The organism is Pontibacter populi (assembly GCF_019336435.1).
GTDB lineage: Bacteria > Bacteroidota > Bacteroidia > Cytophagales > Hymenobacteraceae > Pontibacter > Pontibacter humidus.
In genome coordinates, this window is sequence record NZ_JAHWXQ010000001.1 from 1052338 (window position 1) to 1067136 (window position 14799).

13 protein-coding genes are annotated in these 14799 nt (G+C 46.4%); 8 read left to right on the top strand and 5 right to left on the bottom strand.

Annotation, left to right across the window (positions count from 1 at the left end; translation table 11 throughout):
• Positions 1–433: 433 nt before the first annotated feature.
• Positions 434–2104: an energy-dependent translational throttle protein EttA gene (gene ettA / locus KYK27_RS04590; protein ID WP_199108814.1), complete on the bottom strand. Its 1671-nt coding sequence runs from the start codon at positions 2102–2104 to the stop codon at positions 434–436.
• A 334-nt stretch (positions 2105–2438) separates the two neighbouring features.
• Here ettA and KYK27_RS04595 point away from each other — a divergent pair, with 334 nt between their 5' ends.
• The 3 genes from KYK27_RS04595 (at position 2439) to KYK27_RS04605 (ending at position 5076) form a co-directional block, all read left to right on the top strand.
• Positions 2439–3758, top strand: coding sequence for a DUF349 domain-containing protein (locus KYK27_RS04595; protein ID WP_199108815.1), 1320 nt, complete (start codon positions 2439–2441; stop codon positions 3756–3758).
• Positions 3759–4033: 275 nt separating this feature from the next.
• Positions 4034–4255, top strand: coding sequence for a DUF2795 domain-containing protein (locus KYK27_RS04600; protein ID WP_007652164.1), 222 nt, complete (start codon positions 4034–4036; stop codon positions 4253–4255).
• A gap of 95 nt (positions 4256–4350) precedes the next feature.
• Positions 4351–5076: an ABC transporter ATP-binding protein gene (locus tag KYK27_RS04605; protein ID WP_199108816.1), complete on the top strand. Its 726-nt coding sequence runs from the start codon at positions 4351–4353 to the stop codon at positions 5074–5076.
• Here KYK27_RS04605 and KYK27_RS04610 read toward each other — a convergent pair whose 3' ends face one another.
• The 3 genes from KYK27_RS04610 to queA all read right to left on the bottom strand — a co-directional run bounded on the left by KYK27_RS04610 (position 5077) and on the right by queA (position 7694).
• Positions 5077–5754 carry a 2-C-methyl-D-erythritol 4-phosphate cytidylyltransferase gene (locus KYK27_RS04610; RefSeq protein ID WP_199108817.1) on the bottom strand — a complete coding sequence of 226 codons (678 nt, stop codon included), beginning with the start codon at positions 5752–5754 and terminating at the stop codon, positions 5077–5079.
• Between the two features lie 52 nt (positions 5755–5806).
• Positions 5807–6448: a Vat family streptogramin A O-acetyltransferase gene (locus KYK27_RS04615; RefSeq protein WP_199108818.1), complete on the bottom strand. Its 642-nt coding sequence runs from the start codon at positions 6446–6448 to the stop codon at positions 5807–5809.
• Positions 6449–6647: 199 nt separating this feature from the next.
• Positions 6648–7694 carry a tRNA preQ1(34) S-adenosylmethionine ribosyltransferase-isomerase QueA gene (gene queA / locus KYK27_RS04620; protein WP_199108819.1) on the bottom strand — a complete coding sequence of 349 codons (1047 nt, stop codon included), beginning with the start codon at positions 7692–7694 and terminating at the stop codon, positions 6648–6650.
• Positions 7695–7879: 185 nt separating this feature from the next.
• Here queA and KYK27_RS04625 point away from each other — a divergent pair, with 185 nt between their 5' ends.
• The 5 genes from KYK27_RS04625 to uvrA all read left to right on the top strand — a co-directional run bounded on the left by KYK27_RS04625 (position 7880) and on the right by uvrA (position 14109).
• Positions 7880–9127, top strand: coding sequence for an ABC transporter permease (locus KYK27_RS04625; protein ID WP_199108820.1), 1248 nt, complete (start codon positions 7880–7882; stop codon positions 9125–9127).
• A gap of 281 nt (positions 9128–9408) precedes the next feature.
• Entirely contained in the window at positions 9409–10131 is a 723-nt protein-coding gene (locus KYK27_RS04630) for a TIGR00730 family Rossman fold protein (RefSeq protein WP_233150302.1), read from the top strand.
• A gap of 119 nt (positions 10132–10250) precedes the next feature.
• A complete protein-coding gene (locus KYK27_RS04635) occupies positions 10251–10658 on the top strand; it encodes a YidH family protein (protein WP_199108822.1) in 408 nt (135 codons plus the stop codon).
• A 32-nt stretch (positions 10659–10690) separates the two neighbouring features.
• Positions 10691–11080 (top strand): YidH family protein, encoded by a 390-nt coding sequence (locus tag KYK27_RS04640; protein WP_233150248.1) that lies wholly within the window; start codon positions 10691–10693, stop codon positions 11078–11080.
• Between the two features lie 131 nt (positions 11081–11211).
• The gene (uvrA, locus tag KYK27_RS04645; RefSeq protein WP_199108823.1) at positions 11212–14109 is read left to right on the top strand and encodes an excinuclease ABC subunit UvrA; all 2898 of its coding nucleotides are present in this window, start codon (positions 11212–11214) and stop codon (positions 14107–14109) included.
• 94 nt (positions 14110–14203) lie between these two features.
• Here uvrA and KYK27_RS04650 read toward each other — a convergent pair whose 3' ends face one another.
• Positions 14204–14770: a DUF4142 domain-containing protein gene (locus KYK27_RS04650; RefSeq protein WP_199108824.1), complete on the bottom strand. Its 567-nt coding sequence runs from the start codon at positions 14768–14770 to the stop codon at positions 14204–14206.
• Positions 14771–14799: the final 29 nt, after the last annotated feature.

Here is a 14799-nt window from a genome sequence, read left to right on the forward strand (position 1 = left end):
AAAAGCCGCACTTACGGGTGCGGCTTTTGTATTTCCCTACGGAACAATTAACTTAAGAAACCAGCATTGCAATAACGCCAACAGCGGCAAAATATCCTGCAATGATCCAGTAAGCTAACTCATCTTGATTTTGGTAAACGTTTTTCATCATAAACAACCTTTAATCGTTAAACACTGATTTATCCCTTTGGCTGTCTTTATATTATGGGCTACGTGTCTTGTTATCAATTTGTTAACACAAGACAAAAGAAACTCTAAACAGACAAATTATAATTATTATAATGCAATTATTTTTAATTAAAATGTAATAATACTTCTGTTTTGAGGAGGTAGAGGGGTGTAGGCTGAAAAGGTTAACGACGGGTGTTATGCAAAAAAGAAAAGGCTCGCTGCAAATATTGCAGCGAGCCTTTTAAACTATATAAAAACTGTACTAAACCAGTTTTTTGTAACGGATACGCTTCGGCTCTATATCGCCCATGCGCTTCTTTTTATTTTCTTCGTATTCGCTATAGTTACCTTCAAACCAGTATACCTGCGACTCGCCTTCAAACGCCAGGATGTGTGTACAGATTCTATCAAGGAACCAACGGTCGTGCGAGATAATCACGGCGCAACCGGCAAAATTCTCCAAAGCATCTTCCAAGGCACGGATCGCATTTACGTCCAGATCGTTGGTAGGCTCATCGAGCAGCAACAGGTTACCGCCTTCTTTCAGGGTCATAGCCAGGTGCACGCGGTTACGCTCACCACCCGATAACTTGTCTACTTTCTTTTCCTGGTCGCCGCCCGAAAAGTTGAACTTACTCACATACGCTCTGGAAACAACCTGTCGGCCCGCCATCATCATGTGCTCCGTACCACCCGATATCACTTCAAAAACAGACTTGTTTGGATCCAGTTGCGCGTGTTCCTGATCTACATAAGAGATCTGTACAGTAGAGCCAACTGTGAAGTCACCGGCATCTGGTTTCTCCTGGCCGGTTATCAGCTTAAATAAGGTTGTTTTACCTGCACCGTTCGGCCCGATGATACCAACTATACCACCCTGCGGCAGGGCAAAGTTCAGGTCTTCGAAAAGCAGTTTATCGCCGTAGGCTTTGCTTACATGGTTCACTTCCACTACCTGGCTACCCAAACGCGGGCCATCCGGTATAAACAGCTCCAGTTTTTCTTCTTTCTTGCTGGCCTCTTCGCTGGCAAGTTTATCGTACTGGCTGATTCGGGCCTTTGATTTGGCCTGACGTGCTTTCGGAGCCATGCGCACCCATTCCAACTCACGCTGCAATGTTTTCTGGCGCTTGCTTTCAGTCTTCTCTTCTTTAGCCAGTCGGTTAGCTTTCTGCTCCAGCCAGCTGCTATAGTTGCCTTTCCACGGAATACCTTCGCCACGGTCCAGTTCCAGAATCCAGCCAGCTACATTGTCCAGGAAGTAACGGTCGTGGGTTACGGCAATTACAGTTCCTTTATATTGCTTTAAGTGTTGCTCCAGCCAGTCTACCGATTCAGCATCCAGGTGGTTGGTAGGTTCATCCAGTAACAATACGTCCGGCTCCTGTAATAGCAGACGGCAAAGGGCTACACGGCGCTTCTCACCACCCGACAGGTTTCCGATAATGGCATCTTCAGGCGGAGTTCTAAGAGCATCCATAGCGCGCTCCAGGCGGTTGTCCAGTTCCCAGGCGTTATGGTGGTCCAGTTTCTCCTGCACTACACCCTGGCGGTCGATAAGCTTGTTCATCTCATCGTCGGTCATCTCCTCGCCAAACTTCATGTTGATTTCGTCGAATTCCTTCAACAGGGCTACCACTTCGGCAACACCTTCTTCAACTACTTCGCGCACCGTTTTGGTAGGGTCCAGTTGCGGTTCCTGCTCCAGGTAACCCACACTATAGCCTGGGCTCCAGACTACTTCGCCTTGTATCTGCTTATCTACACCTGCAATTATCTTCAGCAAGCTTGATTTACCGGAACCGTTAAGGCCCAGCACACCAATTTTAGCGCCGTAGAAAAAGGACAGGTAAATGTTTTTAAGTACTTGTTTTTGAGGAGGGTAAACTTTGCTTACCCCAGCCATCGAGAAAATGATCGTTTCGTTGCTCATGCTATCGTTCTGTCAGGTTATACTATTCGAAAATACCAAAACTGCTTATACAACAATGCTAAGCCATCGTTTCGGTTTTGTTGTTAATTACAAAGATCGTAAAAATTCATGCATTTACCCTTTAGTATATTGCCACGAAATCGTTAAACTTGTAAAATACTGTTGGGTTTAGTATACTTATACTTGCTTTGCAACAAGTATGCCTGTAAACTGTTTAATCTCTCCGCTTTTACGGATGTGCTCATTTAAACACGAAAGGTAAAGCTGCGTATGCTAAAGTTAGTTTAAAAAGTGCCCTTACCCTATTTTTCGACGCAAAACCCGATCCAGTCAAATGGAAAACAACGATCTATTGGAAGAAGCCATGAAATATGGCTTTATTCAGGACCAGCAGGTGTGGCTGAAACCCTTCATGAGCTACCCGGCACGCCAGGTTGGCGAAGTAAAAGAATCTGAGAACGACTCCTTAGTGTACTTTGCGAGACGTTTTGAAATGTTCCGTGAAAAAGTAAACTCCCTGTTGGAGCGAATAGCGTCATCCGAGAACAAGGGGTCCTTTCTGATGAAAGTGCTTCATATGAAAGAGCAAGTAGGCAACTACGACGCACTTGGCGATTTTGAAGCTATTTACCATATCCTTAGCAAAGCCGAGGAAGATATAAACGAAACTATAAAACAGAACCGGGAGAAAAACCTGGCTATTAAAATAGGCCTGATACAGGAAGCTGAAGCGCTGCAGGAAAGCATTGAGTGGAAAGAAGCATCGGACCAGTTAAAAGAACTGCGCTCTACCTGGATAAAGACCGGCCCTGTAGACAAAGACCTGACCGAAGAGATTGAAGAGCGCTTTAGAACTCCGATTGAGGCGTTTTTTGAGCGTAAGAAGAATTTCTTTGAAGATAAGAAGCGCATGCAGAACTATGCCTACGATAAGTATAAAGATCTTATCAGGCAATCGATAGCGCTGCAGAACTCTGACGACTGGGAAAATACCACAGCAAAGCTGAAGCAGCTGCAAAATCAGTGGAAAGACATAGACAGCAGCCTGCCGCGTAAAGTAACCAGCAAACTGTGGACAGATTTCAGGAAAGCGCACAATCACTTTTTCGAGCGCCTGAAAGTGAAGATCAACAGCGAGAAGAATGCATCGCGTGAGCAGTTTTATGATACCAACTACGAAAAGAAAAAGCAGCTGGTAGATGAGGCCAATGGTTTGTTGCAGCAGCACAGCCTCAACGATGCCGTACGTCGCGCGAAAGAACTACAGGCCGAATGGAAAAAAGTTGGCCCTGTGCACCCTACGGTCTCAGACCAGGTGTGGGAACAATTTATAAAAGCCTGCGACAGGATATTTGAAACCAGCAGCCTGGAACATTATATCCGTAAGCGCCAGCAGGCCAGCAATGAGAAACTGAGTGAAGCAGATGGCCTGAACGCCCGCATTAACGCCCTGAAGGATTTCATAAAATCTGATAAGAGCGAACTCGAAGTGCTGGAAGAAAACCTGGATAAGCTAAGCGACTCACCGAGCAACGACACGTTCAGAAGTATGCTGCAAGGTAAGATCCGAAACTTTAAGCGCAAGATCCATACAAAACAGCAACTGATAGAAGGCTTTAAGGAACAATTAGGAGCTTACAGCAACAACGCTTAACCAAGCCCGAATTTATATCTTACAAAAGCCTGCCTTGTGCAGGCTTTTTGCTTTAAAGTGCATTATAAGGCTATAGTACAGCTTTTGTTACAGATTTATAGTTGCTATTTAAAATTTAGCTACTCAATTTGAACATTTGGTATTTATTTGCGTTGTGTTGTTAAAAACAAAGAAAAAAGCAATTTTTCAAAGTATAAATTTTTGTTTTTATTTTTATTTATACTTTTGCAAACCAATTTGAAAATAGCCAACAATTAGTTAAGGAGACACATACTATGTACTGGACACTTGAATTAGCATCATACCTGGAGGACGCACCCTGGCCTGCAACTAAAGATGAGTTAATTGATTACTCAATCCGCTCGGGAGCACCAATGGAGGTTGTAGAGAACCTGCAAGCCCTGGAAGACGACGGACAGCCTTACGAGAACATCGAAGAGATCTGGCCTGACTATCCTACCAAGGAAGATTTCATGTTTAACGAAGACGAGTACTAAGGCTAATTAGAAATTATGAATTAGAAATTAGAAATTGCTCCTTGAGAGCCCTCACATTTCTAATTTTGAATTTCTAATTTTTAATTGATCTGACTTTGATCGTTGAAGTAAAAAATCTGGTTGCGGGTTATGAGGCACGTCCTCTTATCCGCAACCTTTCCTTTTCTATACCTGCCCCATCTTTTGTAGCTATCATAGGCCATAATGGTGCAGGCAAAACCACCTTTTTCAAAACCTTCCAGCAGAAGGTGGCATACCAGGGTAAGCTGCTTGTGCAGGGACACGACCTGAAAACACTGCCACACGCTACCAAACAAGGCATTCTTTCTTATCTGCCACAGCGCAACACGGTTTCTTTCTCTATTAAAGTGCTAGACCTTGTCGTGATGGGCATGTTCCGGAAGAAACGTTTTTTTGAGCATTATACCTCCCAGGATTACGAGATAGCTGCCACCGTGCTGGCTCAACTCCAACTCACCCACTTACAGGACCACGATTTTACTACTTTATCGGGTGGGGAACAGCAATTGGTGTGGCTGGCGCAATTAATACTGCAGGATGCAGCTATAAACCTGCTGGACGAGCCTACTCAGCAATTGGATGTATACTACAAGAACAAGGTATTTAAGCTGCTACAAAGCTGGGTAAACGATAAACACAAAACAGTGCTCTGCATCACCCACGACCTGCATAACCTGATCCTGATGGAAGGCTACCTGATCAATTTATCAAAGCCGGAACCTGAGTTGGAAGTTATCTCCAAAGAAACTGTTTTAGAGAACCAGAAATTTTTAGAAGCCGGGCGACAACCAGTGTTATAGTTATTCTTTTGCAAAGGCCTCGGCCAAAACAAGGTCTTCGGGAGTAGTTATTTTGATATTGCGGTAACTGCCTTCTACCAACGTTATAGTTTCTCCAACGCTTTCTACAACAGAGGCATCATCCGTAAAATTTGCTTGTTCCGGTTGCTCGTATGCTTTTCTGATAATCCCGGCTTTAAATACCTGCGGCGTTTGTACCAGTTTATAGTTGGTGCGTGGTACAGCCTTACTCCCATCAGACGTCAATTCCCGGATGGAGTCTTTTGGTGAAATAGCTACTACCCCACTTCCATAGTTTGCGGCAGCCTCAAAAGCAGCTTTTATAATTTCAGTTTCTACAAATGGGCGAACGCCATCGTGCACTGCAATTAACCCATCACCCATTACAGCATCCAGGCCATTTTTTACAGAACCAAAGCGTGTTGTTCCACCCGGCACTGTCATATGGAAAAGTGTGAAACTATATTCTTTACACAGCTCGCGCCAGGTAGTTAACTGCTCCTTCGGCAGCACCACGATTAGCCGTATAGTTGGGTTATAGTTGTAAAACCGTTCTATGGTGTGCATCAGAATCGGCTTACCGGCTACAGGTATAAACTGCTTGGGTACATCGTGCTGCATCCGGGTACCAGAGCCGCCGGCAACTATAATCGCATATTCAGGAAGGGGTTGCGCCATGGGGCAAAGTTAGAAAGTTTGGGTGTTAGAAAGTACAGAAGTTTACCAGCTCTTATTGGCACGCAGCCAGCGCTTCCACATCATCGGAGTTTATCAGGTGCAGGTTTCGGGTTATCTTTTCTGCATCCCAGTTCCACCAGGCTATCTGCTGCAGTTTTGCAATTGTGTCTTCCGAAAAGCGCATCTTCACCACCTGGGCGGGGTTGCCTGCTACAATACTGTAAGGTGGCACATCTTTGGTCACAACTGCTTTAGTTGCTACCACTGCGCCATCTCCTATCTTTACACCCGGCATTATTACCGCTTCGTGTCCTATCCACACATCGTTGCCAATCGTGGTATCTCCTTTTGTCGGGTACTTTTCCTTCAGGTCTATACCCTCTGTAATTTTCTCCCATCCATTTCCGAAAATAGCAAAAGGGTAAGTAGAAACCGGTTTTGTTTCGTGGTTGCCACCGTTCATAATAAACTTTGCACCCGAACCAATCGCACAGAATTTCCCGATAACCAGTTTGTCACCTAAAAAATCGAAATGGTAGAGGACATTCTTTTCGAAGTTGAAGGGGTCTTCCAGGTCATCATAGTAAGTATAATCGCCAACTATAATGTTAGGGTTTTGAATGATGTTTTTAAGAAAAACCAGCTTACGGTGATGCGCTAATGGAAAGGTAGTCTCTGGATCAGGTCCGGCCATAGTTTTACAGTTTGGGAGTTGAGGGGTTATAAAGTTAAGGAGTTAGAGCGTTTAAGAAAATACAGCGCAAATCCTGCTAATCCTTTTATCCTGAAAATCCTGATTCAGAAAATTTAACATCCAACAATTTAACCATCAGCAATAAAAATGCCCCAACCTGAATGGCCGGGGCATCTGTTTTATAGTTAGTAATTTATAGTTACAAAATCAGCATTACGTCGCCGTAGCTAAAGAAACGGTATTTCTCTTTTACTGCTTCTTCGTAGGCTTTCATTACCAGGTCATATCCACCAAAAGCAGCTGTCATCATTAGTAGCGTGCTCTCCGGCATATGGAAGTTGGTAACCAGGCTATTCGCGATTTTAAAATCGTATGGAGGGAAGATGAAACGGTCAGTCCATCCTTCGTTTGGCTTCAGACGGTTGCTTGCAGATACCGAAGACTCCAGGGCACGCATGGTGGTTGTACCGATAGCGCAAACTTTCTTCTTGTTATCTAGTGCCTTGTTTACCATATCAGCTGTTTCTGCAGGAACGCTGAAGTTCTCAGAATCCATTTTGTGCTTGGTCAGGTCTTCCACATCAACCGGGCGGAAAGTACCAAGGCCAACGTGCAGTGTAAGCGGAGCCACATCCACACCTTTAATTTCCAGGCGTTTCAGTACTTCTCTTGTAAAGTGCAGGCCGGCAGTTGGCGCAGCTACAGCACCTACGTTTTTGGCATACACGGTCTGGTAACGCTCACGGTCTTCCGGCTCAGCTTCGCGCTTAATGTAACGCGGAAGCGGCGTTTCGCCCAGGTCGTTTATAGTTTTGTAGAATTCCTCGTCGGTGCCATCAAATAAAAACTTAATGGTACGGCCACGCGAAGTAGTGTTGTCGATAACTTCAGCTACCAGGTCGCTTTCGCCAAAGTACAGTTTGTTACCAACACGTATTTTACGGGCCGGGTCAACTAGCACATCCCACAGGTGAATGTCCTTGTTCAGTTCGCGAAGCAGGAAAACCTCGATCTTGGCGCCGGTCTTCTCTTTGTTGCCATAAAGGCGGGCCGGAAACACCTTGGTATCATTTACCACCATGATGTCGCCATCATCAAAGTACTCTAAAATGTCTTTAAAGATGCGGTGCTCGATCTTGCCTGTATCGCGGTGCAACACCATCATGCGTGATTCGTCGCGGTTTTCGGATGGGTGTGTAGCCAGGAGTTCTTCCGGCAGATCGAACTTAAATTCTGATAATTTCATAGATCAAATATTACGGTATTTGGATTCCAAAGGGTAAAAAGGCTTTAAACTATAACTGGAAGTTGCCTTAAGGAGTTTCGGAAAATTAACCCGGCAATAAACAAAAAAACGAGCCGCAAATTTACTCAGTTTGACCGAAATATTGTTACTTTTAACAAAATTACTTTCCATAACACAAAAACCAGATGATATACCTGCGCCTGATTGCAGAAAGCATACGATTTGCCTGGCAGGCTTTGCGTGCCAATATGCTCCGTACTTTACTTTCCTTGCTCGGTGTAACTATAGGCATCTTCGCCATTATCTCAGTTTTTACGCTTGTTGATTCCCTGGAGCGGAACGTGCGCGATAGTATGAGCTTTATCGGCGATAAGGTTTTGTATGTGCAGAAGTGGCCATGGAGTTTTGGTGGCAGTTACCCGTGGTGGAAGTATTTTCAGCGGCCCGAGGCAACTATGCGCGAGTTTAAATTACTGGACCGTAACCTTATAAACGATGCCGGTGTGGCTATTTTTGCTGATAAAGGTGGCAGTACGTACAAATACCGCAGCAACAGTTTCTCTGATGGCAGGCTGATGGGTGTTACCTACGACTATAGCAAGGTGAGTGAAATTCCGATAGAGGAAGGCCGTTACTTTGTGCCGCAGGAAGTGGATGCATCCCGCAACGTGATCGTGATTGGTAAAGAAATCGCCGAAACACTTTTCCCGTATGGCAGCGCTGTTGGCCAGGAGCTTAAAGTTGGCGGACAGCGATTCCGGGTGATAGGTGTAGTAGAAAAGCAGGGCGAAAACATGTTTGGCGCCCCTAACTTCGACCAGATGGGCATCATTCCGTTCGGCTCCTTCAGTAAAATGTATGATACCGGACCAGAAGGAGTTGGCACAACTATAGCCGTAAAAGGCCGCGATGAAGACGAGGGCTTGCAGGAACTGGAATACGAAGTGCGCGGCATGATGCGGAACATACGCGGGTTGCGCCCCCGCGACGACGACAGTTTTGCCATTAACCGCCCCGAAATGGCCACACAGGCTGTAACCGGCTTTTTTGATGTAATTGGCCTTGCCGGCTGGGTAATTGGCGGCTTTGCCATACTGGTAGGCGGCTTTGGTATTGCCAACATTATGTTTGTGTCGGTAAAAGAGCGCACCAACATCATCGGGATACAAAAATCGCTCGGAGCTAAAAACTATTTTATCCTCTTCCAGTTCTTGTTTGAATCGGTGTTCCTGAGCCTGATAGGTGGCGGCATTGGCATCTTGCTTGTATTCCTGATCACCATTATTCCGCAGGACATGATGAAGATAAGTCTGTCGGTAAGTAACATTGTACTGGGGCTTGGCGTATCCGCGGTGATTGGGATGCTCTCAGGTATAATTCCGGCCGTGCTGGCATCAAATCTTGATCCGGTTATTGCAATCCGCTCTAAATAAAGTAATTTACACCCCGCCCTTGTGCAGTGTTCACCTCACTGCCTGCATTCTGGCGGATTTAACTATTTTTTGATGATGAAAGGCGCAAGACAAAAGCGCCGCAGGGTAACGTTGCCCTGCTGATGAGATGATTAATTATTATGACAAAGCTTAGAAAGACAAGCAAAACGAAGTTACACGACGAGTCGCTTAACTCTGGTAGCGGGCGTACCATTTTAAACCCCGATGCAAACGATAACAAGGCAAAATCTATTACCGACCTGCGCGAAGCCGGTGAAGTAATGGCCCCTCCTGCCTCCGAAGAAGATATCCGCATTCGTAAAGCATTTGTAGACAAAGACTGGAACGAGATAAAGATAGCCGACTCGTGGCAGATATTTAAAGTAATGGCTGAGTTCGTGGACGGCTTCGAGAAGTTGGCCAAGATTGGTCCCTGCGTTTCTGTTTTCGGATCGGCAAGAACCAAAGCCGACAATAAATACTACATAATGGCCGAGGAAATTGCTGCCAAGCTGGTGCGCCATGGGTATGGTGTAATTACAGGCGGTGGCCCGGGCATTATGGAGGCTGGTAACAAGGGAGCGCACTCTGAGGGTGGCAAATCTGTAGGCCTTAACATTCACCTGCCGTTCGAGCAGTTCAACAACATCTACATCGACTCTGACAAGCTGATCAACTTTGACTACTTCTTTGTGCGAAAAGTTATGTTTGTGAAGTATGCACAGGGTTTTGTAGTGTTGCCAGGCGGTTTCGGTACGCTGGATGAGTTGTTTGAAGCGATCACGCTAATACAGACCAGAAAAATCGGAGCATTCCCGATCGTACTGGTAGGACGCGAATACTGGGGCGGACTGTTTAAGTGGGTAGAAGATGTGATGCTGAATATGGAAAGCAACATCAGCCGCGAAGACCTGGACCTGGTGCACATCGTAGACGATCCATCAGAGGCAGTAAACATTATAGATGCATTCTACAGCAAGTACCTGCTTTCTCCAAACTTCTAAGAGAAACAACTATAGTTTATACAAAAGCCCGCTGCCAACACAGCGGGCTTTTTTGTTTGCTTGCGCCCTACCTGCTATAGATGGTATACTCTTACCATATGCCACCGTATACTCCCTGTATGAATTGGAGAGGCATACTAAACCCTAAAAGACGTAAAGAGCTTAAAAAAGACCTGAAAGTTCAGGAAAAGCAGAACCTAGAAGTACGCGACAGCCTGGCCATGCAACGTACCAAAATGGCAAACGAACGCACACTTCTGGCTTACATGCGTACTGCTACAGCCATGATTCTGGCGGGGCTTACTTTTATTAAGCTGTTCGATGATCTGTTTTACATCGGCATAGGCTTGGTTTCTATTCCGGTGGGAGTAGTGGTAGCATATTTCGGCTACAGGCGGTATAACAAACAGAAACTGGACTTAGCCCGGAATGCCACTTTATACTCCCCTACCAGCCCTATACTGGCCGAAGTAGTTGCCCAGGAAAAAGCTGATCCCGATAGCGATACACCTAATACTATAGCTTAGCTTATACCTATCAACTATAAACCTGCTACACCATGATGCTACCCGATCCGGAAAAGGAAGAAATAAAACGCCTGAAAAAGAAGCTGAAGCAGCAGGAGAAAAAGAACGTAGAGATTCGAGATCAAATGGCGGTGCAGCGCACCATATTTGCCAACGAACGTACCCTGATGGCTTATCTGCGCACTTCCATTGCCCTGTTAGCCGGTGGTATCGCAGCTATTAAGCTATCGCAGCACAAGTATATGGGGATAATCGGCTTTTTATTACTGACTTTAGGTGGCGGACTGATTATCTATAGTTTTCACCGGTACTTCAAGAAACAGAAGCTTATAAAGCGCCAGCAAAAGGAGTTCACCCAAACCAGCCACCACCACGCAGCCATCCACGAAAAAGAAGCATCGCGCTACGGCAACTCTGACTGAGCTATAGCTACAGGAAAGTTACCAAATGCTAAACCAATTGCGCTGATTTGCTGTTAAGAAGGGTTGGAGTTTTACTGTCGTAAAGCGCTGGCAATTTTATACCTTTGCTATTTAAAATCAACGCATCCTGAATGGCTTTAGAACAAAAGCAACCTACAGATACCGGCGTAGCTTCAGCAGCCTTCTCGCATAACGGCGAAACGCAGCAGATTGAAGTATATGGCGCCCGCGAACATAATCTCAAAAACATATCTATAACCCTGCCGCGCTACAAGCTGGTTGTCTTTACAGGCATCAGCGGGTCCGGCAAATCGTCGCTGGCTTTCGATACCATTTACGCCGAAGGGCAGCGCCGCTACATGGAGACCTTCTCGGCCTACGCCCGCTCGTTTATGGGTGGCCTGGAGCGACCCGATGTAGACAAGATCGAAGGCCTGTCGCCGGTAATATCTATTGAGCAGAAAACCACGAGCCGTAACCCGCGCTCTACCGTTGGTACCATTACCGAGATCTACGACTTTATGCGCCTGTTGTGGGCCCGTACCGCTGAGGCATTTAGTTATGTAACCGGCGAGAAAATGGTGCGCCAGAGCGATGACCAGATCGTAAACCACATCCTCGAGAACTTCGATGGCAAACGAATTGTGGTGTTGGCGCCGGTGGTAAAAGGCCGAAAAGGACATTACCGCGAGCTTTTTCAGCAGATCCGAAAAATGGGTTTCATCCGCGCCCGCGTAGATGGTGAGTTGCTGGAGATCACGCCAAAGATGCAGGTAGACCGCTATAAAATTCACGACATCGAGATCGTAATTGATAAGATCGTGGTGAAGGAAGAGGACCGTTTCCGTTTGTCGAGCTCCATACAAAATGCCCTGACGCATGGCAAAGGCACTGCCCTTATCCTGGATGTAGATACCGATAAGGCACACTTCTTCTCACGCCACCTCATGGACCCTGCTACCGGTATTGCCTACGACGATCCGGCTCCGAACTCTTTCTCCTTCAACTCGCCTTATGGTGCCTGCCCGGTTTGTAACGGCTTGGGTGAGATACAGGAAATTACAGAAGAATCAGTTATCCCGGATAAAAGCCTGAGCATACGCCGTGGTGGCATTGCCCCGCTTGGTGAGTACCGCGATATCTGGATCTTTAAGCAGATAGAAGCCCTGTTCAAGCACTTTAAGGTTTCGGTATCTACGCCGCTGAAGGATTTGCCAGAAGATGTGATGAAGGTATTGTTATATGGCTTGGAAGAAGACCTGGAAGTGAATACCAAGAAAGGCAACTATGTAGTAGAGTTTGAAGGTATCATCAACTTCCTGAAAGGCCAGATGGAGTCTGATTCTGACAACATTCGTTCGTGGGTAGAAGACTTTACACAAACAAATACCTGCCCGGAATGTCTTGGCTATCGACTGAAAAAAGAATCGCTGCACTTTAAGATTGCCGGCAAAAACATTGGTGAGCTTTCGGTGCTGGATATAAACAAGCTTGCTGCCTGGTTCGAAGGTCTGGAAGACAGAATGAACGAGCGCCAGAATGTTATCGCCAGAGAACTGCTGAAGGAGATCCGGAAACGTATCGGCTTTTTGCTGGATGTTGGCCTAGATTACCTGAGCCTGCACCGCCCGGTTAAAACTTTATCCGGTGGCGAGAGTCAGCGTATCAGGTTGGCCACACAGATCGGAACGCAGCTGGTTGGCGTGCTTTATATTATGGATGAACCTAGTATAGGCCTGCACCAGCGCGACAACGAACGCCTGATAAATGCCCTGAAAGACCTGCGCGATTTGGGCAACTCCATTATAGTGGTGGAGCATGACAAAGACATGATCATGCAGGCAGATTACGTAGTAGACATAGGGCCGGGCGCAGGTATACATGGCGGCCAGGTGGTGACAGCGGGCACCCCGGAAGAAATGATGAATGCCGGAACGACCACTGCCGACTTCCTGAGTAACCGCCGCGGCATTGCTGTACCACGTACCAAACGCCCGGGCAACGGCGAAACACTGAAACTGATTGGGGCTACCGGCAACAACCTGAAAAACGTAACCCTGGAGCTTCCATTAGGCAAAATGATCTGCGTAACCGGCGTATCAGGGTCAGGCAAATCATCCTTGATTCACGACACGCTTTACCCGATTCTGAACACCTATTTCTTCAGGGCCAAGCGTGAACCGCTGCCTTATAAAAAGATTGAAGGGCTGGATAAAATAGACAAGGTTATTGAAGTAGACCAATCGCCGATTGGCCGTACGCCGCGCTCTAACCCTGCTACGTATACCGGTGTGTTTACAGATATCAGAACACTGTTTGCACAACTACCGGAAGCAAAGATAAGAGGGTATAACCCGGGACGTTTCTCGTTTAACGTAAAAGGTGGCCGTTGCGAGGCCTGCGAAGGTGCCGGTATGCGAACAATAGAAATGAACTTTTTGCCGGATGTGTATGTGCCGTGCGAAGTGTGCAAAGGCAAGCGCTATAACCGCGAAACCCTGGAAGTGCGCTTTAAAGGCAAAAGCATTACCGACGTGCTGGACATGACCGTGGAGCAGGCCGTAGATTTCTTCGAGAGTCAGCCACGCATTCTGCGCAAGATTAAGACCCTGAACGAAGTTGGCTTAGGTTACATTACACTTGGCCAGCAGGCTACGACCCTATCAGGTGGTGAGGCACAACGTGTAAAACTGGCAACCGAACTATCGAAAAAAGATACCGGGCAGACGCTTTATATCCTGGATGAGCCTACAACCGGACTTCACTTCCAGGACATTGAGCACCTTTCAGAAGTACTGCATAAACTAACCGACAAAGGCAATACGGTACTTATCATCGAGCACAACCTGGACCTGATCAAGATTGCAGACTGGATCATTGATATTGGCCCCGAGGGTGGTGAAGGCGGCGGAACTATAGTTGCGAAAGGTACCCCGGAAGAAGTTGCCAAGGTAAAGAAAGGCTATACTTCCAGATTCCTGAAAGAGGAACTGGCAACCAGCCACTACCGCGAAGACGGGCAGGAATAGCAGGTGATATCATAAAAAAGCCCTTGTTCGCATCCTGCAAGCAAGAGCAATTAACCAAAAGCCGCAGCTATAGTTTATAGTTGCGGCTTTATAGTTACTGTATCTTCTTTTCCAGCGCCTCGGCCTGCTCCAGATGTTGCCTTATAAGCGGTAGCTGCCGCGATGCATATTGCTTTACTTCCATCGAGACGCCATTCTCAGACATATCCTGGTAGCGGTCCAGCAACTCATCGTGCAGGTGCCTGACTTCCCTGATGTAAGCCAGATCAAATGCAATACCTTCCTTGGAGGCTACTTCCTCGTAGATTTCCTTATGTGCATTGCCCAGGGTTTGCGGTAACACAAAATTAGCCCGACTGCTCAGTTCCTGTAGTTCTGTAAGCATCTGCTCGTGCTCTTCCTGCATTTGCTGCGCCATTGCCTTCACTTCGGGGCTTACGCCTCTGGTAATAGCTTCCTTGCTTAGCTGCAGATACAACATATCTGCGCTGGCGGCTTCAGCCACAAAAATGGCATCATTCTGCATGTTCTTTACACCGGCCTGTTCTAATTGCGCTACACTCTGCTTAGCGGCCGCTTTTATACTGTCGTCAGAGTTACAGCTTACCTGCGTAAAGAGCAACACCCCAAACAGCACACTATAGAATAAATATCTTTTCATAGTTCCTTGATTAAACAAAAAGCATCTGT